General features: G+C 56.4%; 20 protein-coding genes and 1 tRNA gene. 9 read left to right on the forward strand and 12 right to left on the reverse strand.

Features of this window, described 5'->3' with window-relative positions; genetic code table 11:
* Window positions 1-58: 58 nt before the first annotated feature.
* Together Pla100_RS01430 and Pla100_RS01435 are read left to right on the forward strand one after the other, a co-directional pair.
* Window positions 59-1,363: a Gfo/Idh/MocA family protein gene (locus Pla100_RS01430; protein ID WP_146575908.1), complete on the forward strand. Its 1,305-nt coding sequence runs from the start codon at window positions 59-61 to the stop codon at window positions 1,361-1,363.
* A gap of 27 nt (window positions 1,364-1,390) precedes the next feature.
* Window positions 1,391-2,431, forward strand: a complete 1,041-nt coding sequence (locus Pla100_RS01435) for a Gfo/Idh/MocA family protein (protein WP_231602542.1) — start codon at window positions 1,391-1,393, stop codon at window positions 2,429-2,431.
* 57 nt (window positions 2,432-2,488) lie between these two features.
* Here Pla100_RS01435 and Pla100_RS01440 read toward each other — a convergent pair whose 3' ends face one another.
* Complete coding sequence (locus Pla100_RS01440) at window positions 2,489-5,890, reverse strand: DEAD/DEAH box helicase (protein WP_146576549.1); 3,402 nt, start codon at window positions 5,888-5,890, stop codon at window positions 2,489-2,491.
* Window positions 5,891-6,131: 241 nt separating this feature from the next.
* Between Pla100_RS01440 and Pla100_RS01445 the strand changes: the two genes are divergently transcribed.
* Complete coding sequence (locus Pla100_RS01445) at window positions 6,132-6,458, forward strand: hypothetical protein (protein ID WP_146575909.1); 327 nt, start codon at window positions 6,132-6,134, stop codon at window positions 6,456-6,458.
* Window positions 6,459-6,632: 174 nt separating this feature from the next.
* Here Pla100_RS01445 and Pla100_RS01450 read toward each other — a convergent pair whose 3' ends face one another.
* The 4 genes from Pla100_RS01450 to Pla100_RS01465 form a co-directional block, all read right to left on the reverse strand.
* Complete coding sequence (locus tag Pla100_RS01450) at window positions 6,633-7,187, reverse strand: NADPH-dependent FMN reductase (RefSeq protein ID WP_231602544.1); 555 nt, start codon at window positions 7,185-7,187, stop codon at window positions 6,633-6,635.
* An 8-nt stretch (window positions 7,188-7,195) separates the two neighbouring features.
* Window positions 7,196-8,173, reverse strand: coding sequence for a phosphatidate cytidylyltransferase (locus Pla100_RS01455; RefSeq protein WP_231602545.1), 978 nt, complete (start codon window positions 8,171-8,173; stop codon window positions 7,196-7,198).
* Window positions 8,148-9,218 carry a 3-isopropylmalate dehydrogenase gene (leuB, locus tag Pla100_RS01460; RefSeq protein WP_146575910.1) on the reverse strand — a complete coding sequence of 357 codons (1,071 nt, stop codon included), beginning with the start codon at window positions 9,216-9,218 and terminating at the stop codon, window positions 8,148-8,150. The genes Pla100_RS01455 and leuB overlap by 26 nt, the downstream gene beginning before the upstream one ends.
* A 79-nt stretch (window positions 9,219-9,297) precedes the next feature.
* The gene (locus Pla100_RS01465) at window positions 9,298-10,173 is read right to left on the reverse strand and encodes a fumarylacetoacetate hydrolase family protein (protein WP_390620543.1); all 876 of its coding nucleotides are present in this window, start codon (window positions 10,171-10,173) and stop codon (window positions 9,298-9,300) included.
* A 280-nt stretch (window positions 10,174-10,453) separates the two neighbouring features.
* Here Pla100_RS01465 and Pla100_RS01470 point away from each other — a divergent pair, with 280 nt between their 5' ends.
* Complete coding sequence (locus Pla100_RS01470) at window positions 10,454-12,151, forward strand: hypothetical protein (protein ID WP_146575911.1); 1,698 nt, start codon at window positions 10,454-10,456, stop codon at window positions 12,149-12,151.
* A gap of 17 nt (window positions 12,152-12,168) precedes the next feature.
* Window positions 12,169-13,101: an alpha/beta hydrolase gene (locus tag Pla100_RS01475; protein WP_146575912.1), complete on the forward strand. Its 933-nt coding sequence runs from the start codon at window positions 12,169-12,171 to the stop codon at window positions 13,099-13,101.
* Window positions 13,102-13,286: 185 nt separating this feature from the next.
* On the opposite strand, the gene Pla100_RS01480 is transcribed toward Pla100_RS01475, so the two are convergent.
* Entirely contained in the window at window positions 13,287-15,131 is a 1,845-nt protein-coding gene (locus Pla100_RS01480) for a prenyltransferase/squalene oxidase repeat-containing protein (RefSeq protein ID WP_231602546.1), read from the reverse strand.
* A gap of 298 nt (window positions 15,132-15,429) precedes the next feature.
* On the opposite strand from Pla100_RS01480, the gene Pla100_RS01485 reads away from it, so the two are divergent.
* Both Pla100_RS01485 and Pla100_RS01490 read left to right on the forward strand, forming a co-directional pair.
* Window positions 15,430-15,503: transfer RNA gene (locus Pla100_RS01485), tRNA-Met, on the forward strand.
* 413 nt (window positions 15,504-15,916) lie between these two features.
* Entirely contained in the window at window positions 15,917-16,231 is a 315-nt protein-coding gene (locus Pla100_RS01490; protein WP_146575913.1) for a hypothetical protein, read from the forward strand.
* A 29-nt stretch (window positions 16,232-16,260) separates the two neighbouring features.
* Here the strand turns inward: Pla100_RS01490 and Pla100_RS01495 are convergent, their stop codons facing one another.
* The 4 genes from Pla100_RS01495 to Pla100_RS01510 form a co-directional block, all read right to left on the reverse strand.
* Window positions 16,261-16,977: a ZIP family metal transporter gene (locus tag Pla100_RS01495; protein WP_146575914.1), complete on the reverse strand. Its 717-nt coding sequence runs from the start codon at window positions 16,975-16,977 to the stop codon at window positions 16,261-16,263.
* Entirely contained in the window at window positions 16,970-17,350 is a 381-nt protein-coding gene (locus Pla100_RS01500) for a DoxX family protein (RefSeq protein WP_146575915.1), read from the reverse strand. The genes Pla100_RS01495 and Pla100_RS01500 overlap by 8 nt, the downstream gene beginning before the upstream one ends.
* Before the next feature lie 25 nt (window positions 17,351-17,375).
* A complete protein-coding gene (locus tag Pla100_RS01505) occupies window positions 17,376-19,304 on the reverse strand; it encodes an AAA family ATPase (RefSeq protein ID WP_146575916.1) in 1,929 nt (642 codons plus the stop codon).
* Between the two features lie 90 nt (window positions 19,305-19,394).
* Entirely contained in the window at window positions 19,395-19,754 is a 360-nt protein-coding gene (locus Pla100_RS01510; RefSeq protein WP_146575917.1) for a helix-turn-helix domain-containing protein, read from the reverse strand.
* 144 nt (window positions 19,755-19,898) lie between these two features.
* Here Pla100_RS01510 and Pla100_RS32560 point away from each other — a divergent pair, with 144 nt between their 5' ends.
* Window positions 19,899-20,723 (forward strand): type IIL restriction-modification enzyme MmeI, encoded by an 825-nt coding sequence (locus Pla100_RS32560; protein ID WP_197167625.1) that lies wholly within the window; start codon window positions 19,899-19,901, stop codon window positions 20,721-20,723.
* Window positions 20,724-20,820: 97 nt separating this feature from the next.
* The gene (locus Pla100_RS01515; RefSeq protein WP_197167626.1) at window positions 20,821-21,531 is read left to right on the forward strand and encodes an integrase core domain-containing protein; all 711 of its coding nucleotides are present in this window, start codon (window positions 20,821-20,823) and stop codon (window positions 21,529-21,531) included.
* A 300-nt stretch (window positions 21,532-21,831) separates the two neighbouring features.
* Here the strand turns inward: Pla100_RS01515 and Pla100_RS01520 are convergent, their stop codons facing one another.
* Complete coding sequence (locus Pla100_RS01520) at window positions 21,832-23,319, reverse strand: sulfatase (protein WP_146575919.1); 1,488 nt, start codon at window positions 23,317-23,319, stop codon at window positions 21,832-21,834.
* A complete protein-coding gene (locus Pla100_RS01525) occupies window positions 23,316-24,503 on the reverse strand; it encodes a glycoside hydrolase family 71/99-like protein (protein ID WP_146575920.1) in 1,188 nt (395 codons plus the stop codon). The genes Pla100_RS01520 and Pla100_RS01525 overlap by 4 nt, the downstream gene beginning before the upstream one ends.
* Between the last annotated feature and the right edge of the window lie 65 nt (window positions 24,504-24,568).

Consider the following 24,568-nt stretch of genomic DNA (forward strand, 5'->3'; position numbering starts at 1 on the left):
ATGACGCAAGGAATTGCCTCGAACCAATGCCCGCCAGCAATCCACTATGAGGCCCGCCATGCGTTCTAACCAACGAGACCGACGTCAGTTTCTTCGCAGTTCGGCGATACTTGCTTCCGTCGGATTGGTGACACGTTACGCCGATGCCGATGAAAAAGTTGCGACGGAGGTTTCGCCCCTTGAGAAAATTCGTATCGGCATCATGGGAGTCAATGGTCGTGGTGGAGCGATCGCCCGCGGGATGATGGCGACGGGACAAACCGAGATCGCTTACGTTTGCGACGTCGACGAGCGGGCTGTCGCTCGCGCGGCCGAGGCGGTTTCCAAAACACAAAACGGTGCACCGGAGATTGTCGCTGATTTCCGCCGGATCTTGGACGACCAACGAGTCGATGTGTTGGTCTGTGCTGCACCGAATCACTGGCACGCCCCGGCGACGATCCTGGGCTGCGCCGCAGGGAAGCATGTCTACGTCGAAAAGCCATGCAGCCACACACCCGGCGAAGGCGAGATGGCCGTCGCAGCCGCCAGGGCCGCCAATCGGATCGTACAAATGGGCTCGCAACGTCGGAGCTGGCCGGGCATCATCGAAGCGATCGGCAAAATCCACGGCGGCGAGATCGGTGACGTGCTTTACAGTCGCACTTGGTACAACAACCGTCGCTCGTCGATCGGACATGGCAAGACGACTGAGGTCCCGACTTGGTTAGATTGGCGCATGTGGCAGGGTCCCGCTCCGGACCGGCCATTTCGCGACAACATCGTCCACTACAACTGGCACTGGCATTGGCACTGGGGCAACGGTGAGTTGGGTAATAATGGCATCCACGCGATCGATGTCGCCCGATGGGGATTGGAGGTTACCTATCCGGTCCGAGTCACCGCCGGCGGCGGAAAGTATCGCCACGACGACGATCAAGAAACACCCGACACGATGATGTTGACCCTTGATTTTCCCGAAGGCAAAACAATCACTTGGGAGGGTTTGAGTTGGTCACCACTGGGACCTCACGATTCGCGATTCGGAATCAGTTTCCACGGAACCGATGGATCGATCGTGATTCGCGGCGGCGACTACGTTCAGTTTGACAATCAGGACAAACAAATCGCCACCGGTAATGGGGCGAGCGGCGACGCCGAACATTTCAACGATTTTCTCGACGCCGTGCGAACCGGACGTTTACCCAACGCCGACATCGAAACGGCTCACCAAAGCACGTTGCTTTGTCATTTAGGAAACATCGCTTATCGAACGCAAAGCGTGCTGAACACCAATCCCGCCGACGGACACGTGATCCAGAACGCGGCGGCGGAGGCGATGTGGAATCGTGAATACGCCCCCGGTTGGGAACCCAAGGTTTGAACCGCTTCATTAGGAATAAGAAACAACATGTTAAAACAACTCTCCAAGTTCAGTTGCATCTTGATTTGGGTAACGATGATGGTCGCTAGCGGTTCGTTCATCTCGGCCGATGAGAAGGAAACTCCCGAGATTCGGGTCGGCGTGATCGGACTCGATACTTCACACGTTCCCGCATTCACCAAAGCGTTCCATCATCCCAGCGACGACAACATGCGAGGCTTTCGGGTCGTGGCGGCATATCCTTACGGAAGTCGTGAGATCGAATCGAGTTTCAGCCGCATCCCCGAATACACCGCCAAGGTGCAAGAGATGGGGGTCGACGTTGTCGAATCGATCGATGATTTATTGGGCCGAGTCGATTGCGTCTTACTCGAAACGAACGACGGACGACCGCATTTGGAACAAGCGTTGAAAGTGTTTGCGGCAGGGAAACCGGTTTTCATTGACAAACCGACGGGATCCAACTTGGGCGAAGTGGTGGCGATCTTTCGTGCCGCCGAGCATTACGGCGTGCCGATGTTCTCGGCATCGTCGCTGCGTTTCGGTCGCAACACGCGAGCGATCCGAGGCGGCTCGATCGGTCGCGTACTCGGATGCGACACGTACAGTCCGTGCTCGATCGAACCCTCGCATGTGGATCTGTTTTGGTACGGCATCCACGGCGTTGAGATGTTGTTCACGTGCATGGGGCCGGGATGCGAATCGGTGCAACACAAAAGCCTAGGCGACACGGAGTTCGCGACCGGGATTTGGACCGAAAACCGGATCGGTACGTTTCGCGGGATGCGAGGCAATCGTCCCGGATACGGTGGGACCGCGTTCGGAGAAACTGGCACGGCCCCCGCCGGTCCGTATGACGGCTATGAACCCTTGGTCGCCAAAATCGCTCAGTTCTTTCGTGATGGAGAACCACCGGTTGCGCCGGAGGAAACCATCCAGATTTACGCTTTCATGCAAGCGGCGATGGAAAGCAAGAACCGCGGCGGCGAAAGCGTGACGATCGCCGAAGTGATGCAAGCCGCCCAGGCCGAAGCCGATCAATTGCTCGACGGTCGTCTTGGAAAATAGTGGTTGATTCGCGAACTCGCGCTGGATGTAACGCTTATTTCCAATTGGAACAAAGCACTAGATTTCCGTTCGAATTAAATCGATCAAGTCCTTCGTTTGCAACTTCGCGGCGGCGTCGGTTCCGTCGAGGATGCCGGCGACCAGTTCGCGTTTGTCGGCATGCAATTGCAGGATTTGTTCTTCGATCGTCCGTTCGGCAACCAAACGATAAACCGTGACGGGACGTTCTTGCCCGATGCGGTGGGCGCGGTCGGTCGCTTGATCCTCGACGGCCGGATTCCACCAGGGGTCCAAGTGCAGCACATAATCGGCGGCGGTTAGGTTCAATCCCGTTCCGCCCGCCTTGAGTGAGATCAGGAACAGGTCACCTTCCCCGTTTTGGAAAGCGTCGACCCGTCGTTGCCGTTCGTGCGATGGAGTCGCACCGTCGAGGTATTGATACGAGATGCCACGCTTGTCGAGGACTTCTCGCACGACGGTCAAATGCTTGACGAATTGACTAAAAACGAGTGCCCGGTGATCGCCATCGCGGAGTTCATCGACCAACGACATCAACAGTTCCAACTTGGCCGAGGTGCCCTTCCAAGTCGGTTCGACGAGCGACGGATGGCAAGCAAGTTGACGCAGTCGCGTCAGCCATGAAAGCGTTTGAATGCGGCGTCGACCCTCGTGCGAGCTCGAACCGTCGCCGACTTGTGTCAATTCGGCAAGCGCCGCCAAGCGGGCTTCTTCGTACAACTTGCGCTCCGCGTCGCTGAGTTCTGCACGCAGGGTGATTTCCGTTCGTGGCGGCAATTCTTTAAGCACTTTGTCTTTGGTGCGACGCAAGATAAACGGACGGACTAAACGGGCGAGTGATTCACGACGTTCGGGATCATTGTGCCGTTCGATCGGTTCGGCGAACCGGGTTCGAAACCGTTGCCACGATCCGAGCAAGCCCGGACTGAGCGTGCGGAATAGACTCCATAATTCACCGAGGTGATTTTCCAACGGCGTGCCCGATAACCCGAGTCGCCAATCGGCCTGCAACGTTCGGATCGCTTGCGATGTTTTTGTTTGTGAGTTCTTGATGAACTGAGCTTCATCGAGCACCAAGGTGTGCCACGGACGGGTGGCGAATCGTTTCGCGTCACGTTGCATCAACTGATAGCTGACGATCAACAGGTCGCCGGGACCGGCCGCTGCGATCACCGCGTCGCGGTCGCAGTCGCGGTAAAGCGACGGCGTCAATGAGGGCGCGAAACGCCCCGCTTCGCGTACCCAGTTCTCACCGACGCTCGTCGGGGCGATCACCAGCGCCGGGCCGTCGGCGGCCCGGTCGATCAAGATGCCTAGCGTTTGGACGGTTTTGCCCAAGCCCATGTCATCGGCCAGCACGCCCCCAACGCCCCATTGACTCAGTCGCGACAACCAGCGGTAGCCGTCGAGTTGGTAATCACGAAGCGTCGCATCGAGACCCTCGGGACGATCGGGGTTCCAAGTTGCCAGCGAATCGAGCCGCTCGATCGCCGAATGCCATGCCGCCGTGGCTTCCAAACTGACGTCGTCGCCTAAGACCTCTTGAGCCAATGGCACGGCCGCACTGGCCAGTTTCAATTGCCCTTTTTCGGAGACCAAGGTATCGGCGAGCTGCGTCAATCGTCGGCGGAACGCTTCGCTGATCTTGGCGAACCGGCGGTCTCCCACTCGAACAAGTTGCCGATCTTCGCGGACGGCGATCAACAGCTCTTGCAATGGAACGTCGATGCCGTCGATCGTGACACTGCCCGTCAAGCCGAACCAATCCGGCGAATCTTCGATTTGAACGCGTAAGGATTTCGGCGTGATCTCGCCGCGGACGCGGAACGTTTCTCCTTCGGGCCACACGATCCGCGGTGCTTCTTCGCCGGCGTCGTGCAAACGCCCCAAAAGATCCAGCGCCGCGTGATCACTAACGGCGACCCAAGCGAATTCGCCATCGCCCGACAATTTGCCCAGACCGAAACGTTCGATGATCACGTCGGCGCGGGTTTGTTCGTCGGTTAAGTTTCGTTGCAACCGAACGGGGCCTTGTTCGGTTAAGCACGCGGCCAACTCAGGCGGCTGACCGGGGACCAAATCGTCCCTGAGTCTCGGTTCGTGGACTCGCAGGGCGACTTTCAATCCGGCACCCGGCCGAGGCCGCATCTGCAACACCAGTTCGCTGAAAATGGGCCGGATCGGTCCCGCCAATTGGGGCGGCAGCGAGACGTGAATCAGCGAATCGATCGTGCTCGCGGCGAGCGCCAACTTGGCCGCCGAGCGTTCGTCGAGCATCGTGTCCCGGTAGTCGTCGCGAAGCAAGAATTGAACCAAACCACCTGCCGCTGAATCGGCCAACGTGCAAACGACAACTCGGTCGTTGATCGAATCGGCGAGAATCACCACCGGTTCGACGGGACTGGTGTGTCCGAAGATCACGTCGCATTCATGCACGTCGATGTCGATCCCTTCGACGGTCAACCGAGGCCGATACTGGATCTCGATCGTTTCGTCATCCGGGCCCGCCAACGGGTCGTTTTGTTGAAACGGTTGGTCGTCGCTGCCGCTGCGTTTGATCGGTTTCTTGGAGGTCGACTTCTTACCCGTTTGATCGATCTCGATCGGTTGCAATGCGAGACTCAACTGGCTGCTGAATACGTCGACGGCCGACGCGTTGGCGTCATCCCACATCACGTTGTCGTGGCCGGCGAGCAAACGCAACGCTTGAAACATACCGAATTGGTCTTCTCTAAAACCATGCGTCGGGATCGACGTCAGCGACGCTACCTGGCTGTCCAGAGGACTGGTCAGGAGGTTCTGTTCGAGCAGATCGAAACTGCGAACCTCGCGGCCTTTGGTCCAACCTTTACCGCCTTTGCGTTGGCGTTGTTCAAACGGTGTGATCGTCAACGGGGTGGCTTGCGAGGCTGGGTTGATTCGCAATCGCCACTGCAATCGAGTTGGTTCGGCATCGACCGGTTCGGGCCGAGCAGACGCGGCCCGGCGCAGCAGTTCATCGACGAACTGCTTTCCCGCCGCGACGGCGTCGGCTTTGAGACCGCCGAGGAATTCGAGCAACTGACCGTTGCCCCGCCGCCGGGCCATTTGCTCCTGCAACCACCACCCCGATGCGAGCGTGTGGGGGCAGCGGAGATCGCGTTGGTAGACAACGCATCCGCACTCGCAATCGGCGAACAATTGAACCGCCTCGGTGCCAATGTCGTCGTCGTCGACGAGCGGTCGCACAATGATCGCGACGGATTGCAAGCGTTGGCGGTTGCCTTGGAGTTGAAAATCAAAACGCACGCCTTCATCGCCTTGAGTCAGCGTGGGTGTTTTGACGCCCAGCATGGCGGCCTGCTTGTCGAAATCCTCGTCGTGCGAGTCCACCAAACGTTCAATCGCCTCGCCCAGCAAAAGCCCAAGCGATCCGATCTGGTCCTCGGCAATCCAATCCATGCCCAATTCTGTCCCAACTTGCGAAAAGAAGCCCTGCGCGGTTCGGCCGGTCAACCCAAAAAGACTGGGCAAAACACGCAGCTTCGAAAATTCGACCACGCCGAAAATTCGAGCGGAATAGGGTACACGTCATCCGCTCTCAACGCGATGGCTGGGCGAAATTCTTTTCGGGCCCGGCACTCGCTTTGCAACGCCTGACCCGAAAGCCCGATTCCGATCCTCTGTAAAGGCACCCAACACCATGCGTCAACAAAATCAAAAAATTCAGCTTCTTTACTTGTTTCTGGCTCTCGGATGCGCCGTCGTGCTGTTTGTCGGATGCGATGACGCGGTCACCGACGGCAAAGTCGAGACCAACAATGGTCAGGTGCAGACCGAATACACCGATCAGATCGAAGAGGACCTCGTGACCGATTCGGAAACCTTGTCCGACGAAATCCAAGGCACCGACCAAGAACTCGATGCGGATCCGAACCGTCAAGACGCGCAAAACTATCTCGACGAGTCAGATTCGTCGGCCTCCTCGGAGGGGGCTGAAAACGAGGGATCTAGCGGGCTGTTGATTTAATCGTAACCCGAAGCGTGAGCGAGGGATCAAACTCCATTCAAGTCCTTTGTATGTATCCCTCGCTCACGCTTCGGGTTTCGATGAGGACTAAACCGACAGCCCGCTCGCGCCGACCCTCCCGTGAAACCCACTTTCCACTCCAATGCGGGCACAGGTAGCGAGGGTTTAGATTGATCACCGTTCATCGAAGCGGTTGTTCGGCAAAACCGCAACGCGAAGCGCGTCGGAAATTCGAAGCGACTCGGCAACGAGCAGGTCGACTCGCCGGGCAATGTCCTCGTCGGCCAATTGATCGCCTTCGAACGACTCGCCGGTCGCATAAACAAACCTCGGGACAATGAGACAACGGAAATCCAACATCAAACTGTTCGCAACTCCCATCGCCGACATGTAGCTGCCTTGGCCGCCCGCAGCGAGCATTAACGAGACGACTTTTCCCGTCCAGGCCTTCCCGGTCAATTCGATCGCGTTCTTCAATGCCGCGTTGACGTCGTAATTGTAAACCGGCGATGCGATGAACACTGAATCGGCTTCCTTGATCAAGTCCGCCAACGCGATCACTTGCTCATGGCCGTACGCCGTCGCGCCGTCGCATGGTGGCAGGACTCGGCTTGATAAGTCAAACACTTCGACGGGTCGGTTACCGTCGATTAATCTCTGAGCCACTTCTCGAGCCAGGATACGGCTGCGGCTGGTCGGGTGCAAACTGCTGCTGAGAATGAGGTGCATGAATTCGGTCAGGTGAAGAAGAATCGGGTAACGTGATAGAAAATCGGCGCCGCGAAACAAATGTTATCAATCTGGTCAAGGACGCCCGCGTGACCCTGCACCAAAGTTCCCGTATCGGTGACGCCGCGATCGCGTTTGATCGCACTCATCGTTAGCGTGCCCAAGCTCGCCATCACGGTCACAACCACACCCATCATCAACGCTTCCCACCAAAAGAACGGCGTCGCCCAACGAAGCAGCGCGGCGATGATCCCGGTCGTCATCATTGCTCCACAAACGCCTTCCCAAGTCCGCGAGGCGTTGATTTGAGGCGCGATCACGTGCCGCCCGATCCAACGACTCCATACCCGTTCTAATGTCAACGAAAGCTGCGCGATCAAGACAAAGAACATCAGTAGGTTGATGTTACTGCCATCCCACATCGTTCCGCTGGTCCGTACCAATTCCAAATAGAGCAAAGCCGGCGCATGCGAAAGACAGTAAACGCAAACCAGCAAGCCGAACTGGATCTTCGCACATCGTTCGAGGAATCGCTTGGCGTCGCCGGCGATTGCCGCGCGGGCCGGAATGAACAAGCTCGCGTACACCGGGATCACGATACTATAAAACTCGTAGTACTCGCTGCCCGCGCCGATCAAGATGTATTGCAGCGGCGTGAATATGAAGAAGATCCAAAACAACGTGCGGTGATCGCCCCGCCGCGTAGGTGTCATGGAGATGAACTCGCGAAGCGCCCAAAATGAAACGAACGCAAACAAGACCACCAACCCCACGCGTCCGGTGAGTGAACCGATCACAAAGATCGCGACCATCGTCCACCAAACGCGCAGCTTGGATTGATAGCGTTTAACGAGCGCCGAGTCGGTCCCGTCTTTTCCATATCGCCCCATCACCACGCCGACTAACGTCGCGATCGAAAGGGCGGCCAGGATGACCGCGATCAAAACATAGGTGGTGAAGTCAGGCAAGTTTCGCGACCACGGCATCGCCCATCGCTTCGGTTCCGATCGAATCGCCACCGCGAGCCAAATCGGCCGTCCGCAACCCGTCCGAAATCACCCCGGCTACCGCCGCTTCGATCGCGTCTGCTTCCTCGTTAAGTGAGAGCGAATGTCGCAACATCATCGCGGCGGCGAGGATCGTCGCGAGCGGATTGGCGATGCCCTTACCCGCGATGTCCGGTGCACTGCCGTGAATCGGTTCGTACAAGCCCGGCCCGTCACTGCCGACCGAGGCACTGGGCAACATTCCGAGCGAACCGGGCAACATCGACGCTTCATCAGTCAGAATGTCGCCGAACATGTTGCCCGTCACGACCACGTCGAAATCGGCCGGGCGGTTGATCAAGTGCATGGCCATCGAATCGACCAACACGACGTCGTATTGAACGTCCGGGAATTCTTGTTTCATCACTTCGGCTGCCGTTTGACGCCACAGGCGACTCGGTTCCAGGACGTTCGCTTTATCGACGCTCGTCAATCGGTTCGAACGACCCTGGGCCGCTTTGGCAGCCATCCGCACGATCCGTTTGACTTCGCCGACGCTATACGTCATCGATTGATAAGCCGTCTCGTCGTCGCCGGTCCCCGAGCGACCGGATTCACCAAAGTAAATCCCGCCCGTCAGTTCACGAAAGAACAAAATGTCGGTCCCTTTGATAATCTCCGGTCGCAGTGGGGACGCGCCGGCGAGTTCATCGAACATCTTGATCGGCCGCAGGTTGGCGAACAAACCGAGTTCCTTGCGGATCTTCAACAATCCCGCTTCAGGACGCGTCTTGGCCGAAGGGTCGTCCCACTTCGGACCGCCGACCGCACCGAGCAAAATCGCCGATGCCGATTTGCAAGCTTCGATCGTGGCCGGCGGCAACGGGTCACCCGTTTCGTCGATCGCGATCCCACCAATTAAGTGCGAGCTGAATTGAAAGTCGTGACCGAATCGCGTCGCGACCGCTTCGAGAACGCGTTTCGCCTGAGCCACGATTTCAGGGCCGATCCCATCGCCGGGAAGTAAAACGAGGTTGTAATTCATGTTCGGTTTCAAGAGGTAGTAAAGGAATTTTAAATGCGGTAACGCAGGAGAGGGTCAGACCGCTTTTCGGAGAGGTTACTTAAGTCGTTCCCTGCACGATCGTGTTAGATAATGTGCCCACACCACCGATCGTGATGTTCACGAGGTCGCCCGGATGCAATGTAAAATCGCTCGTCGGAACGATCCCGGTTCCTGTCATCAAGAATGCACCGTCGGCGAACGTATTGTCGCGACCGAGCCATCCGACCAAGTCATCGAATCGACGAGCCATCTCCGCCGCCGACGTCGATTGATCGAACACGATGTTTCCGTCGCGATGGATTTTTAGGTCCACGCTAATCTGATCGACCGGAGGCAATTCGTCATAAAGGCGAATCCATGGTCCCAAGCCCGCACATTGGTCGTAGGTTTTCGCTTGTGGAAGGTACAAGGGATTCTCGCCCTCGATGTCACGTGAACTCATGTCGTTGCCGACGGTCAATCCGACGATCTTCATCTTCGGGCTGAGCACCAACGTGACTTCGGGTTCGGGCACGTTCCATTTTGCGTCTGCGCGGATGCGAAGAGCTTGGCCGTGGCCGCTCACCCGCGAAGGCGTCGCCTTGAAAAAAATCTCTGGACGGTCGGCTTGATAGACACGGTCGTAGCACGACGCGGCCGCCTCGGATTCTTCCATCCGAGCCGTTTGGCTTCGCTTGTAAGTCACGCCGGCCGCCCAGACTTCTTGCCGATCGATCGGTGGTAACCACTGCGTCACGTCCGCGATCGGGATCGGATTGCCTCGCCCCAGCGATCCGGCCGCGTCGATCGGCCGGTCGGCCGCCAAAATATCAGAAAGGCTCGTCAATGACCCACCTAGAGACAGCGGAATCACGTGCTCAGCCTCCACCAAGACGACGGCCGTGGGGGTCGAGGGGTCCAGGATCTCGGGGATCCGAATTTTGGCAATTTTCATGGCCGATAGCTTAACCAACCCCGCGTGGGCGGCTAGTAGTTGATCACAGCTGATTTTCCCGTAGCCGGAGTCGCAAGACTTCTTTTTCCGTAGCCGGAGTCGCAAGACTTCGGGGGCACCTAAGAGATCTACTGAACTCTTGCGAGTCCAGCTACCTCTTGCGAGTCTACGACTGGTTTGTCCGACTCCGCACGGGGCGCTTTATGTCAAACTTTAACGCTTGAGACGATTCTTCTAGCACAGTCTGTCCTGACTGCCGATTCAATTCCAATAGTCGTTGTTGTTTCCAATCGCCTTGCTCGCCAAACGCATCTTGATGTCTCCTCTTCCCCACACGATCGATCGCCGCTTCAGGCCCGCGCCGATCCCGGGGGGCGGCTCGAGACATGCTGCCGGGGCCGTTCTTTCGTGGATTCTCGTTCTGACGATATCCGGCAACGCCGTCGCCGACGACAACACGACCTCGAAGTGGCGAACATTCAACGCAAATCGATCCTCCGTTATCCAGAACGCCTCGATGCGAAGCGGAACCGACGGGGTTGTCATGAAACTCGCTGCGGCTACCGAGACGGAGTTATTGCCGTTGCTGCGCCCGCTCGCGCCAGAAGGTGTGACGCTGACCGCCGACGCTCAAGACCGCGTTAACCTGATTGCGACCGAAACATCGCTCTCTTCATTACTGCGAATGATCGCCGAACATCATCAGCTCAATCTGGTCATCGCCCCAGGCGTTGATGCAGCGGTGACCGTCTCGATCCGCAACGCTCACCTCGACGAAGTCCTCGACGCGATCGTGCATATCGCCGGCTTCCATTGGCATCGCAGCGGAAATCTTCTGTACGTTACGAGTGCCACCGCGACTTCCGACCCGCGACTGCAAGGCCGTCGTGTCGAAGTCTATCCGCTCGATTACGTGAAAGCCGTTGATGCTCAAACGGCAATCACCGGGATGCTGTCACCTCTGGGCAATGTCGTGATCAACGAATCCGACGCGGGCGATCAACAAAAGACCCGAGAACTGTTGATCGTCGATGATACGCCCGACGTGCATCAGCGGATCGCTGAAGTGATCGCCCGCTTGAACCGCCCGCCACGACAAGTCCTCGTCGAAGCACACGTGTTGCAAGTCAAGTTAGGCGAAAACAATCGGCACGGGATCAACCTCAGCAGCATCGCCCGATTGGGCGGCAGCCGAATCAGCCTGGGTGGCGTCAACCCAAACGCCTTCGACACCGGACCTGGAATGGTTGTCCAACTCGAAGGCACGGACCTCAACGGACTGATTCAGTGCATCCAAGAAAACACCGATTCAAGAACGCTAGCGTCACCAAAGGTCTCGATCATCAACCAGCAAGAAGCCAAAATTCAGATCGGGAGACGGCTTCCCTATACCGAGATCACCAACACCGATAACGGCAACAATATTCAAAATGTGAAGTTCTTGGAAATCGGAATCATCTTGACCGTGACACCGGTGATCACCGACGACGGCAATATCTTAATGACCGTGCTGCCGAAAGTTTCCGACGGATTTATCAACGACAATCAACAACCCGAAGAAGACGTCACGGAGGTTTCCACCACTGTCTTGATACCCGACGGAGGCGGTTTGATCATCGGTGGTCTGATCGAAGAGAAACAGATCCACTCGCTCAACGTCGTACCCGGCTTGCATCGTATTCCCGTTTTAGGAAAGCTGTTCGTCAAGGAAGAAACGGAGACCGATCGCAACGAACTCATCGTCGCCTTGGTGACCCACGTCGTCGGAGACCCTTGTGCCTTCCCGCCACGTTTCCACGAACAGCAAGAACTACAACAAGTCTTGCCGGAGTATGCCAACGGAGTTCTGGGGGCAAGCTCTTTGCCCTTTGAATCTGGTCCCATTGAAAGGCTGCCTGCCGGATCGATGCCGGTTGATTTGTTGCCAGTTGATTTGTTGCCAGTTGAACCGCTACCTAACGGATCGTTGACTAAATAGCCCGAACCGAGAACCCATTGGCCGATTGGAAACGAAACTTATCGCTACGCATCCTCGATCGGTTGGTGTTGTGCCCGACACGGCACACGATCGATGCCAACGAACTGATCCGGTTCGAGATCGAACACCCGACCTTCACCGATGTTCCATCGGCTATGACCGAAGCGTATCTGTTCACCAATGCCCAGGAACAGGTCGAAGGAACCAATCGGATCAAGCCGACGCTGGAGACGATCGGAGTCCCCCCCCGACATTTAGTATTGAAGTTCGCTGGAACAGGCGGTCGTGCCGAACGAAGTTCTGAGGCTCCCTTGAACTGGATCGAACCGCATGTCGCTGGTCCCTCGGTTCCCCAAGGCGAGCATTTCGAAGTCTGGACATGGAACCCGCCGGGCTACGGTCGCAGCAGCCCACCGGCGAGACTTGCGCATCAGGTCACTTTCGCCGAAGACTTCGCGGCACAAATCGCGCGCCATCGATGCGGCCCTGACACGACCGTGTGGTTGGTCGGCAATAGCCTTGGTTGCATCAAGGTGCTATGGCTCGCCTCGCGTGTGCAACACTGGCGGACCGATTCACTCGATACCCGCCGAATCGGTCTATGGTGTCGCAATCCGCCGGACTTGGGCCGGGTGATCTTAAGGATAGCACGTCGCTACTACGCATCACGTTGGATGCGTCGAATCGTCAATCATCTTCCCGAGACGATGGATACGTTATCATCGGCAGCCGCTTGTCGATTGCCTGCAGTGTTCCTAACGTCCGAGTTAGATTCGCTCGTCCCGGCCGAGTATCAAGCCGACCTGCATCAAGCCTACGCCGGTCCCAAACAAGTCGTGCTTTTGGAAGGTCTCGAACACGACGGATTGCTGGAAGACCAACACATCGCCCCGGTGCAGTCAGCGGCACAATGGCTGCTAAAACAAACCACGAGTGGTCGTGACGATTAAAGTTTTGTGACTTCTTAGTAGCTGGACTCGCAAGAGTTCAGAGGTTTTTCTTCTTAGTAGTTGGACTCGCAAGAGTTCAGAGGTTTTTCGAACGAATACCGAAGTCTTGCGACTCCGGCTACCCTGATTTTTGTTCCCGTAGTAGACGAGGCAACGAGTCCTTGCCAATCGCTAATCGCCAATAGCTAATTTCCACCCGCCTTATAAAGCGGCAAGTGCCGGTAATACACCTCGAGGCAATAAATCGACAAGCACGTCGTGAACAACCGCCCTGAGTTCTCGCCCCATTGATCCGCTTGAGGCGACCAACTTCCCGATTCGCCTCCTCGCTTGACCTGGTGTTGTGGAAGTTCGACTCGCATTTTGCCGTTCCATTGCTCCCACGGTTTGCCGCCGAAATGATGAATCGACTGCGTCGCGTAATACCAGTAGTAAACGTTCATGTCGGAAAAGTCGATCGGCCAGTCTTGAACCAAGGTGTCGACCCCGATCACCATCGCTTCGCGATCACGATCCCATCCCAAGTATTGACGACACAGCAAACCTTCGGCGGTCATCGCCGGCGTCGCCGGACGGCCACGCTGGTAGCTGTAACCTGCGCCCTCGTAGGTTGAGACCGTATCGAGATATCCATTGATAACACTCATTGAGGATTGGTTGACGTCCAAGCCCGCCGATTTGGCACTTGTAAGCGCCATCACGTACCACCCGGTCACCGACAGATCGGAATCTTGACGCGGTTCGTAACGCCATCCGCCTTCACTCGACTGAGCCTTCAGCGCGTAATCGACTGCCGCCTGAGCAGGACCTCGCAGGGAAGAATCTTTCGTCATCGCGTAGAGTTCACAGATCGCGATCGTTGCCTGTGCCTGCGCATAGGCCTTTTCATGTCCCGGCGCGTCGCGGGCAAAGAATCCATCGCGGCGTGATTGTTTCGAAATCAAGTATCGCAGTCCCTTCTCAACCACCGATTGATAAGGTCCCGCGAGGTGCGTGTTGCCATCGCCCTGAAAAGCCAGCATTGCCATGGCGGTCGCCGCGATGCGATTTTCCGAATAGGAGCCGTCATCAAACGGCCCCTTCATACTCCACGACCCCGACTTCTCTTGGTTGCGGGCGAGCCAACGCAATCCACGTTCGACCGCATCCATCGTCTCTTGATTGCCACCGTACATGGCCAGTAAAGCCGACTTCATCGCGCCGCTTCGACCGCTGAACATCGGCTGAACCGTGATGTCCGTCGCCGCCGAACCGATATCCAATGGCACCATCTCGACCGGTTCGGCCAATTCGACGGCGTCGATCATTTCTTGAACATCCAACTCCATCGGCACTTCGGCATCCGAATCATCTTGGTTGAATGCTGAATCCGCCGACTCGAGCGAAAACTCCTGCAACTCGACCGATTCCTGTTCGATCGCTTCGCCGAACTCCAAAACCACCCGGCTGATCCCTTGCCCGATCGGCGTCGTCCACAGAGCCAACGCCAGCAACAACGTGATGTGCAGGATCAAACTGACCAACCAGGCCGGCACCGATTTGCGAACCGGCTCCAACTTCTCACCCACATCCTCCGCCGGCGGACGGGCCGAATGAGTCGACTCCGGTACCCGCCAACGCGACACTTTCGTTCCGTTCGTCGTGCTGGCGTTTGCCACAGCGACGCCGGCGGTATGAGCGCCTGCCGATGCTGCGGTTGAGCTTGTCGCCGAGCGAGCGTCCGCTCCCCGCACGACCGCTCCAGAAGGCACCGTCGGTTCAACCGGATCCGGATGATGAAGTGGAGTGATTGGAGCCGCCTTCACCTGCTTTCCAACCGGTGGCAGCGTCGCACGGGGTGCCGGTGGAGGAGGAAGCGAACGCGAGGCCGGAGTCGGCGGCACCTGCGGAGCGGAGCGGGGGGCAGTCTTCTTCAAGACGGGAGGAAGAGGCGGCGGCGAATTGGGAAGTGGCGGATTCGGAGTCGCAGCGGGCATCCCAGACGAAAAATCGTCCGACGATGACGACGCGGGCGGATCCGAATGCGACATATCCGACAAACCAAGAAAAGACGAGAGAACCGGAAGAAAAGAAGGGGGAACCTGAATCAAGGAACGCCCGATGAATTCTACGTTAGCATAACGCAACGGCGACGTCTTCAAGAAATTCTTTTCGGATCAAAGCAAACACGGTTGACACAATCAACCCAATCAAGGAAGCTCTCCGCCATGACGTCGCCACCCGACCCGAGTCTCTGATTCAGGTTGGATGAAGAAAAGAACAAGAAGTTCTGTTTTTAATAGAAAAAAGCCGAACCTTCCTTCTCTCCTTCGCGTCACACACACATACCGCGGGATGGAGCAGCCCGGTAGCTCGCGAGGCTCATAACCTCGAGGTCGTCGGTTCGAATCCGGCTCCCGCAACTTCTTAGAACGGTTGGGACTAGTTCCGACCGTCGGGTAAACGAAAAGCCGACGTGTTTTGCACGTCGGCTTTTTTCGTTTTATCCCGTTATCTACGAACGACTTGCGCCGATTGGCTGGGGGCGGTTTTCTTTCTCGGTTCTGGTTGAGAGATGACCCGAGAACGGGTTGGTGGCGGCTGGAACCGGTTCTGGGGCGGATTTCTTACGTTCTCCGTTTCTTAGGCCTCTTGGGTTACGAGCTGTTCGGTTCTCTCTTTGGGTCGGGTTGGGAAACGCATCTAACGCTGCAAATCGTTTGTCTTTCTGGGTCGTGACCGATTGAGACGGCCAGACGGTCGCTCAAAATCGCCCGATAGCGTTAAGTTGATTTGGAGAAGCCGAGAAAAGTGTTTTCGCGTTTGAGAGCCGCTGTTGAAGTATCCGACTACCCCCGACGGCCGCTACTTTGTCCACCAAGAACGTCTGTGGCGTTGCACGAATCCGAACCTTGACGAGGCCGAGCGTCAGAGGTTTGTGAATGAATTGATGGCCGCTCGTCGCCAGGTTTGCGTCGCCAAACGGGCCGACGATGATGCCGCCCTGACCGTCGCACGTGCCCGCGTGAACGCCGCCAAAATTTCTCTCGGAGAACGCGGCCCGACTTGGTGGGATGACGACACCGACTTCACCCGGTGCCTGGTTAAGAACACACCCTACGCCAAATGGTGGGCAGAACGAGACGCCTGATCGGGGCTTCGTCGCGGCGAATTGAACGCTCAGCCGTCCAGCAGGACTTGGCCGACGACGCCGAGCAGAAACCCCAGCACGGCTCCGACGGCGGGCAGCTTGCGGTCGCCGTCTTTGGCTTGCGGTGCGAGATCTTGGAACGTCAGATACAAAATTCCGCTGGCGGCAAACAGCATGATGAATGCGACCAGCTTGGGGTACGCCGACAGATAGCTGAATCCGATCCAACCGGCGATCGGCCCCAGCGGCACCAACACACACAGCAACCCGACGATCTTCCAATCGGAACTTCCGCCGCTGGCTTTCAACTCTCGAAACGAATTGAAACCCTCGGGCAAGTTTTGCAACCCGATCAAGATCGCCAGCAACGCGCCCGTGCTTTCGCCATGGGCGAACGCCGCGCCCAACGCGATCGCTTCGGGAACGAAATCCGACACCATCGCGACCAACTGAGCAGCCGAACTCTTCGATCGAGCCAGCACCGTTTCCAAACCCCAAAACGCGATGCCACCGATCAAGAACGCCAGCACGATCCAGCCGAGCGATAACTCACGCACGCCCTCAGGCACCAACACCAACGCGACCGCCGAGATCAACACGCCGCCGCCGAACGCGATCACGCTGTGCCGGAACTCGTCCTCGATCCACTGCGGCGAAATCCGCTCGAACATCGCGAGCACGCCACCGACCGGCATCGCCGCCCCCGCGATCGTCGTCATCACCAACACCTGAATTAGCTCACTCATCCGTCGCCCCCACCCGCTTCACCGCCGCCCACCAAACCCAAGCGATCAACAACCCCTGCAACGGTAACCGAGCCACCAACGCCCAAAACGGAATCTCCGGAAACCGATCCGCGTGCAAAACCATCTCCAAGTTCGCCGGAAACACCGCCACCAACAACGCGATCAATCCCCACCCCGCCGCCCGCCGCAACTTCGGCACCGCGACACCAATCCCACCAGCCACTTCAAAGAACCCCGACACGTAAACCAAAAACAACGGCCAAGGCAAATACGCCGGCATGATCTTCAAGTACACGTCCGGCGAGACAAAGTGATTCACACCGGCGGCGATGAAGAGCAGCGAGAGAAGGCCGTTTGAGATTCGACGCACCATTGGAAGTGAGCTGACATGTAGGGATTCAGTCGTTTTCGCTCACGACGAAACGGTAGAGCTTCTCTGCAACTTCCTTCGCCCCATCGCTTAGGTCGTCAACTGTTTGAAGATGCGAAAGAGCTTTTTGGCAGAAACGGACCTTATCTTTAATTGTTCCGCTTTTGTCTGCGTAGGCACTCTTGGTGCGATCGCTGAACCGCTTTGATTGACTGGCATCAGGCAGGACCTGGTCGTCAATGAACTTGCCAAGATAGTTGAGGCGGTATGCCGTCTGGGCAAAGTCGTGGAGAGCGATTGTTTCCTTTTCGTAATCGTGAATCACGGCTTTGATTGTCGCCGGAGTCAACAGGTTTTCGACTTCGCGGACATCCAAGCGGTGGAAACGTTCGTCCAAGACCTCGGCCAGTCTTTGGTGCCGTTCATCTTTGCCGTCGTCCTTGTCGGTAATCAGAAATAGCCTGGAACAGATTCGTTCGACGTCCATGCCATCCTCTTCGTCCAAAAACGACCAATGCGTGATGTTACCGCCACCGTATTCGACGAAGGCGTAGTGCATGTTCTCGATTAAGTTAACGCTACGATCGGCGAGCATCAGTTCTAGAAACTTGCCGTAGTACAGCCGATCCGTGATTCCCTCGACCCAAATCGTGCAATTCGCGAACATGACCGATGAAGGACGCACACCGATATGCTTCAACAGTTCGTGATCGCCGGTCGTAGCGTTGCTGACGGTGAATCGCGGATCGTGTTCGGGATGGTCTTTTTCGGGGGCCTGCTTACCACAGCGGAAAATGGAACAGCCTTCTTCGGAAATCGTGATGTCCAGAAATTGGTTGGAGTGCGTGGTAACAAACACGTACAGATCAGGGTTGGGATGGTCAAAGATCGCGTCGATGAAAGCCCGTTGGAAGCCTGGGTGCAGAAACAGGTCCGGTTCCTCGATGAACAGAAACAGCGGCTTCTCTCGACGCTCAAACATCGGCAAGGTCAGGATGATCAGTTGCTGCAGTCCGTCGCCAAGCGATTGGACGGGTCGTTCGGCTTCCGTCCCGATCTTGATGTTGACGGTGTCATGTTCGCGTCTCGGAATCAATGCAACCGGTTGGTCGCGAAAGAATGCTTTGGAAAGATACTCCTCATATTGGCGGATGAACTGACGGTCAGCCAGTGATCCCAGCAGTCGATCTGTCAAAACGTCGTAGAGATCCAATCCGGTAAAGACCGTCTTGCCGCTCATTTGCGTGCGGGCTTGATTGATGTCGTCTTTCTGCGAATGCCCTTGGCGGATGTTGCCTTTGATGTAGTCCACCCAGGTTCGATCGAAGTACGCAAACTTCGAGTTGTCGTCATCAACCCCCAGTCGCATCCCACGGAGCGTTGGGACGTAGACAAATTCGGCATTGCGAAAGTGCGGCTCTGGCGTTGGATGATTCTGGTTGTGATTCATAGATCGCGGCGACGCTCGGCTTTCCAGTCGCTCCATGCCATTGACGATGGTTTGCAACGAACGAACTAAATTGTCGTAAGGCTGGCGATCAAAACTTCCACTCTGGTGTGACCTCAGTCGATTAACTTGATTTGCCAGTTCAGCAAACAACTTAACGTTTTGCTGCGTCTTCCCGATATGCTGGCTAATTGAATGAAACCCGAACGATACATTCGCAAGTGCCTCATTGGCCTTTTCGACCACATCCTGATGTCTTGAGAGGCACTCGGATTCTGGGAGAACATTGCGAACTGCTTCGCGAACTCGCATTGTGTCTTCATCATCCGTCGAAACCATCAGATTCGTTCCGGCCAAAAACAACGCCCTCATCAAACGGCTTTTGCCGGAATTGTTCGGGCCTATGAACGCGTTGAGCCTACGAATGTGACGAAGGGAATTGAATGGCGGATCCGCGTCGTAGTCGGATGCAACCGATTCCGGCAACATGATTTCTTCGATGCTTAACATGGTGTGCAACTTGCCTCGGTCTCCAATAAATTGCCTTTGGTCCACAGGGACCGTCTCGGTGCCGTGATGATGTCATCGCACCCGTTCTGATTACTCAGTCGGCCCGCAGGCTTGGTTCTCGATCGCCCTCAACTGGCGTTCGTTGCATCTTGCCAGCGCCCGGAACAAATCAGGGTGGTCGAAGATTTGCTTTGCGATCGTTGCGGGGACGTGATGGGCGAGAAGCAACAGTTCTTCTTCGTCCGCTTCCAGCACATCGGCCAGCCGGTGGATGAGAGATTCCGACGGGGAGCCGTCAAAATCGAGGCGGTCGTTCTCGACTTTGCTCAGATACGAAAAGCCGACGCCGACCAGCGGGGCGAGCTTCCGCAACGAATAGCCTTTCGATTTGCGTAGCTCGCGAATTCGGTCTCCAAAGGTGTTCGCCCGCGATTCGGCTTTTGCGTTCATAGTTCGGTCCGGTCTGGGGCCAGAGTAAGCCTGCTTGTTTGTTGACTCCGGAAATCTTACATTTGTAGCAGCTCGCAGGCAACACACCGCGAGACTTTCGCATCATCTATTTTGCCCCACCCGTTTGCACGAAGGATCGGACGCTTGAACGCAGTTGAGATTGAGGAGGCAGTTAGCAAGCTAATCGAGGCGGCGTTTGATGCGGCGGAGTTTCCGTACGCCTTCTTGGAAGCGTTCGGGAACAAAGACGCGACGATCCGGCGACTGCGCAGTACCGGCAAGAACACGACCAACAAGACCGACGTCGAAGGTGAAGGCGTCGTCGCGGTGCTGCAACGCAACAACATTCACATCGCGTCACTGCCGCACTGCATCGGTCGCGAGACCGACCTGGTCGATGAAACGATGAAGCGGTTGGCCGACTCGCCGGCGACGACCAAGCACAAAGCCAAGTTCGTGTTGGTGACCGATGGCCGAGTCGTTCATGCCGAGAAGCTGAATTCCGACGAACCGCCGTTGGTTTGTGAGTTCGCGAAACTCGATGATCACTTCGGGTACTTCCTGGAACTGGCCGGCATCTCGACCGTTCGCCAGATCCGCGAGAACGCGTTCGACATCAAGGCGACCGGGCGGCTGAACCGGTTGTACGTCGAACTGTTGCGGAACAATCCCGATTGGGACGGCGACCATGCGGCCGATGCAGCAGCGTGTGTGGAACTTTCGCGGCGAACAATACCTGTTGCTGAAATCGCCGCCGGCGTCGGGCAAAAGCCGGGCGTTGATGTTTGTGGCTCTGGACAAACTGCATCGTCAAAAGCTGAAACAGGCGATCGTGGTCGTGCCGGAAAAGTCGATCGGGGCGAGCTTTGGAGACACGTCGCTGAAAGAACATGGGTTCTTCGCCGATTGGGACGTTTCGCCGAAATGGAATCTTTGCAATGCACCCGGAACCGACGGTGGCAAGGTTGACGCGTTGGGTCGGTTCTTGAGATTGGCGGAAAGCCCCTCACCCCCAGCCCCTCTCCCCGAAGCGGGGAGAGGGGAGCCAGAGTCATTTGATCGTATTTTGGTTTGCACGCACGCGACGTTTCGGTTTGCGTTTGAAAAGTTTGGTGTCGAAGCGTTTGATGATCGCTTGATCGCGGTCGACGAGTTCCACCACGTGTCGGTCAGCGAGGACAACAAGCTGGGCGAGTTCGTGCGCGAGTTGATCGAGCGTGACCAGGCTCACATGATCGCGATGACGGGCAGCTACTTCCGCGGTGACGCCGCCGCGGTCTTGATGCCGGAGGACGAGCGTCGTTTTGAAACGGTGACGTACACGTACTACGAACAACTCGGCGGATACAAGTATTTGAAAAAGCTGGACATCGGGTACTACTTCTATTCGGGAAGCTACGTCGACGACTTGCCCAAGGTGCTCGACGAGAACGAGAAGACGATCATCCACATTCCCAACGTGAACAGCCGCGAAAGCACGCAGGACAAGCACAAAGAGGTCGAGCATATTCTGGAAACGCTCGGTGAGTGGCAGGGCATCGAGTGCTCGATGAGTCGAACCGGATGCTGCTACGACAACGCAGTGATGGAACGATTTTTCTGGTCGCTCAAACATGAATGGACCAAGTTCGAAACGTTTGCCGATCTACGAGACGCAGAGCTGAGCGTGTTCCAGTACATCGAAACGTTTTACAACTCGGCCCGAATCCACCAAACGCTCGGCTACAAAACGCCGAATGAATTCGAAGACCTTCACCGAATGAATCTCTCAAGCTAAAAAGTAGATTCCGGAGTCCACCAGTCATGGGCCAACGCAGCAATCAACCGCCCAAGAACGAGAGACACTTCACCGCTGATTAGCTATGGAGAGTTCTAATTAGCATCGCGAGCAATCTCGATATCCGCCAGAACGCGTTGATACGTCTTTCGCCAATCGACGATCCCCACGCGATTGGTCCACAATGGATTGTGGTGATTGCTTGATCTGAATACGCTTGCCAGTGTTCGGCCGCTTCGGTGACCATGTCCTGTCTTGAATCAGACGCAGTTCTCCAGGACATCGTTTATCGAGCCAGCGTTATCGTCGTTTGGCAATGGCAACGTCGTTTGCGCTCGTAAGTAGTTTTCGCAGCTCCAAAAGCGCGAGCTTATGAGCTGGCGAATTGGCGAGGTTCGTATTTTCAAGTGGGTCGGATTCGAGGTCGTACAGTTCTTCTCCGCTTGGCCATTGCGTGTAGTGGTATCGCTGCGTTCGGATCGCCTTGCCAAGCGTTTCCCCACGTGTCACCACGGTGTAGGCGACATCCTTGCCGGGTCGGTTTGAATCGCTCAGCATGGGGACGAGGCTTTGGCCCTGCAATTCCGCTGGAGCCGCAATTTCGCAAAGCTGGGCGAGTGTTGGGAACAAATCGACCAGTTCCACAAGACCCTGGCTAGACGAGCCGGGAGTGGTCGCCCCAGCTTTGATGGCATCTGGAACGCGGATGATCAAGGGGACCCGGTTACAAGTTTCGAACAGCATGACCTTGCCCCACATGAACTTCTCACCAAGCAAGTAACCGTGATCCGAAGTCAGAACGACAATCGTGTTGTCCGACAGCCCGCTCTCTTCTAAGACAGCGAGCACGGCCCCAATCTGCGCATCGATAAATGAAATGCAGGCGTGGTAGGCCTGAATGTATTCGCGTCGGAGATCATCGTTTCGGACACCAAATTCGAAGCCGAATCCTTCGTGACGGCTTGTTCTTGCGAGCTTAGGTGCGTGCTTCCAAAACTCGAGCGATGCTGGTTCGAACAGCAAACCTTCTTTGGGATACAAGTCAAAGTATTTGTCGGGTGCAAGAAACGGTACGTGCGGTTTCTGGATTCCCAGTGCCATGAAGAAGGGTTTGTTTCCAAAAGCCTTGCTCGTCAGCCACTTGTTGATTTGAATGGCGTTCTTGCCATCTTTATGCTGACGGTCATCGAGACCACTGGGACCGTAACCAGGCTGCTGCCCACGCGTTTGTGGCGCAATGGTCGGGTACAACTCATTCCACTGCTTACGTGTCTTGCCGGACGCGATCGACCCGTTCGTCGCCTCGAACTCTTCACGAATGGGAACGACCATCGGCAGTTCGTCGTTCTCGAAACGTAGCATCTGATCCCAAGCTACGTCTCCTGGATCTGCCTTCGTGTTGTGAAAGACCTTGCCAACCGCCGCTGTCCAGTACCCGGACTGCTTGAAACACTGCGGCATGGAAACCGTTCCTGGACGCACCTGGCGGATGTCAGAATTGTTGTCCAAAACACCGGTCGATTGCGGGTAAAGCCCATGCAGAAAGGAAGCCCGTGATGGTCCGCAGACTGGATATTGACAGTAGGCCCTGCGAAAGGTCATTCCGCTAGCCGCGAGTTTATCGAATGCGGGCGTGCTGATATGTGGATAGCCCGATGTTGACACATGCGTATTCAGGTCATCGCACACGATGAACAAGACATTGGGTCTCTCGGCACAATAAACCGAAGTACTTGATAAGACGCAGAGCAGCGTCACGGCGTAGCAAATTCGTGTTCGAAGCGTCATTCGTTGTCCTTGTTGAGTTTGTCGCGCAGCTGCCTTGCAGCTTGTCCAGTTAACTTCAGGTAGTGGTCACTTGGCAGGTCCTCATAGGTGAGGAACTTTGCTCCGTGGCCGGTTGGCGGATCATTGGTGCATTTGAAGATGGCGGTACCCTCGTCGACTTCGTCAAACATGGCGACGTAGATCATCTTGCACCTCGATTGAATAGCCGCATCCAATTGCGATTTCAAGAACTCACCTTTGACTCGAGGGATCGCTCCCAGTTTGTCCCCGGTCAGGTTGTGCCAGCTGAACCCCGGGAACACGACGGGCAAGTAATCGATTTGACGCTCGGAACACCATTGCAAATCTGGTCGCAGGTAATCTCGAGCGTGCCGTTCGATACCGTCTTCGTTACGATAGCGTCCGACTGTCCAAGGACTGATGATGTCGGCAAGCTCCAGCACACCGTGCAAGTCATCATCGATGGTTGAATCACGGTTCTGTTCTCGCCAACCCGTCGGCACTCCTAGCATCACGCAGCATCCGTCTTCCTTCAGGAGCTCGATCAGCTCGCGGCACTCGGAAAGCGTGTACTCACGTGGTTTTTCGCCATCGTTGAATCCGATGCCCCAGATGGCGACAACCGGTTTCCCCTCGTGGTGTTGGTACGCCAGATCGGCTGGAATTCCTCGATTTCGCAGCTTCGCCCAGTCGTCTCTCACCAGCCCACAACCATCCGCCGGAAGTCCGGACAGATCGTACATCACAGCGTACGATCTTCCCGATGCATCGGCGCCTGCACGGACGTGCTCCAGCACTGCGTCCTTGTGCCGCTGCTGGTCTTGGCGACGCAGTCCGCTGGCGAACCGTTGCAAGAAGGCTCCATCGATTCCGTATTCCTGCATCCACCGAAAGTGCCGCGCGACCGTTTTGCGATTGGCACTGCTGAATACCTCGGCCTCGCTTCCGTCGGCGTGCACAAATCCAGTTTTAAAGCGTTCGTCATCGTCCAGTTCGGTCATGTCGGGCCAAAGATCAACCGTGAGGTTTCCGGCGCCAAATGTTCGCCGGCGGTTTCGCGACCAGTGTGCCCAGCCCAAATCCATGCCGTCGCCTTCGCAATTGAACCATCCTTGGTAGCCAACCATTACCTTACCAGTCAGCGTGTCACGCCGTTGCTCGCGACGGATTGGTTCCTCGGCCATGAGTGCATCAAAGGTCAATATCACAGCAAACAAAGCGGTGAATAGTAGGCGAAAGGAATTCATTG

Source organism: Neorhodopirellula pilleata (assembly GCF_007859915.1).
Classification (GTDB): Bacteria; Planctomycetota; Planctomycetia; order Pirellulales; family Pirellulaceae; genus Rhodopirellula; species Rhodopirellula pilleata.

What these genes read in the sequence shown, in the direction of transcription:
- Pla100_RS01430 (WP_146575908.1), top strand. Translation starts at nt 59, where the DNA reads ATGCGTTCTAACCAACGAGACCGACGTCAGTTTCTTCGCAGTTCGGCG.
- Pla100_RS01435 (WP_231602542.1), top strand. Translation starts at nt 1,391, where the DNA reads ATGTTAAAACAACTCTCCAAGTTCAGTTGCATCTTGATTTGGGTAACG.
- Pla100_RS01440 (WP_146576549.1), bottom strand. Translation starts at nt 5,890, where the DNA reads ATGGATTGGATTGCCGAGGACCAGATCGGATCGCTTGGGCTTTTGCTG.
- Pla100_RS01445 (WP_146575909.1), top strand. Translation starts at nt 6,132, where the DNA reads ATGCGTCAACAAAATCAAAAAATTCAGCTTCTTTACTTGTTTCTGGCT.
- Pla100_RS01450 (WP_231602544.1), bottom strand. Translation starts at nt 7,187, where the DNA reads ATGCACCTCATTCTCAGCAGCAGTTTGCACCCGACCAGCCGCAGCCGT.
- Pla100_RS01455 (WP_231602545.1), bottom strand. Translation starts at nt 8,173, where the DNA reads ATGCCGTGGTCGCGAAACTTGCCTGACTTCACCACCTATGTTTTGATC.
- leuB (WP_146575910.1), bottom strand. Translation starts at nt 9,218, where the DNA reads ATGAATTACAACCTCGTTTTACTTCCCGGCGATGGGATCGGCCCTGAA.
- Pla100_RS01465 (WP_390620543.1), bottom strand. Translation starts at nt 10,173, where the DNA reads ATGAAAATTGCCAAAATTCGGATCCCCGAGATCCTGGACCCCTCGACC.
- Pla100_RS01480 (WP_231602546.1), bottom strand. Translation starts at nt 15,131, where the DNA reads ATGTCGCATTCGGATCCGCCCGCGTCGTCATCGTCGGACGATTTTTCG.
- Pla100_RS01495 (WP_146575914.1), bottom strand. Translation starts at nt 16,977, where the DNA reads ATGAGTGAGCTAATTCAGGTGTTGGTGATGACGACGATCGCGGGGGCG.
- Pla100_RS01500 (WP_146575915.1), bottom strand. Translation starts at nt 17,350, where the DNA reads ATGGTGCGTCGAATCTCAAACGGCCTTCTCTCGCTGCTCTTCATCGCC.
- Pla100_RS01505 (WP_146575916.1), bottom strand. Translation starts at nt 19,304, where the DNA reads ATGTTAAGCATCGAAGAAATCATGTTGCCGGAATCGGTTGCATCCGAC.
- Pla100_RS01510 (WP_146575917.1), bottom strand. Translation starts at nt 19,754, where the DNA reads ATGAACGCAAAAGCCGAATCGCGGGCGAACACCTTTGGAGACCGAATT.
- Pla100_RS01520 (WP_146575919.1), bottom strand. Translation starts at nt 23,319, where the DNA reads ATGACGCTTCGAACACGAATTTGCTACGCCGTGACGCTGCTCTGCGTC.
- Pla100_RS01525 (WP_146575920.1), bottom strand. Translation starts at nt 24,503, where the DNA reads ATGGCCGAGGAACCAATCCGTCGCGAGCAACGGCGTGACACGCTGACT.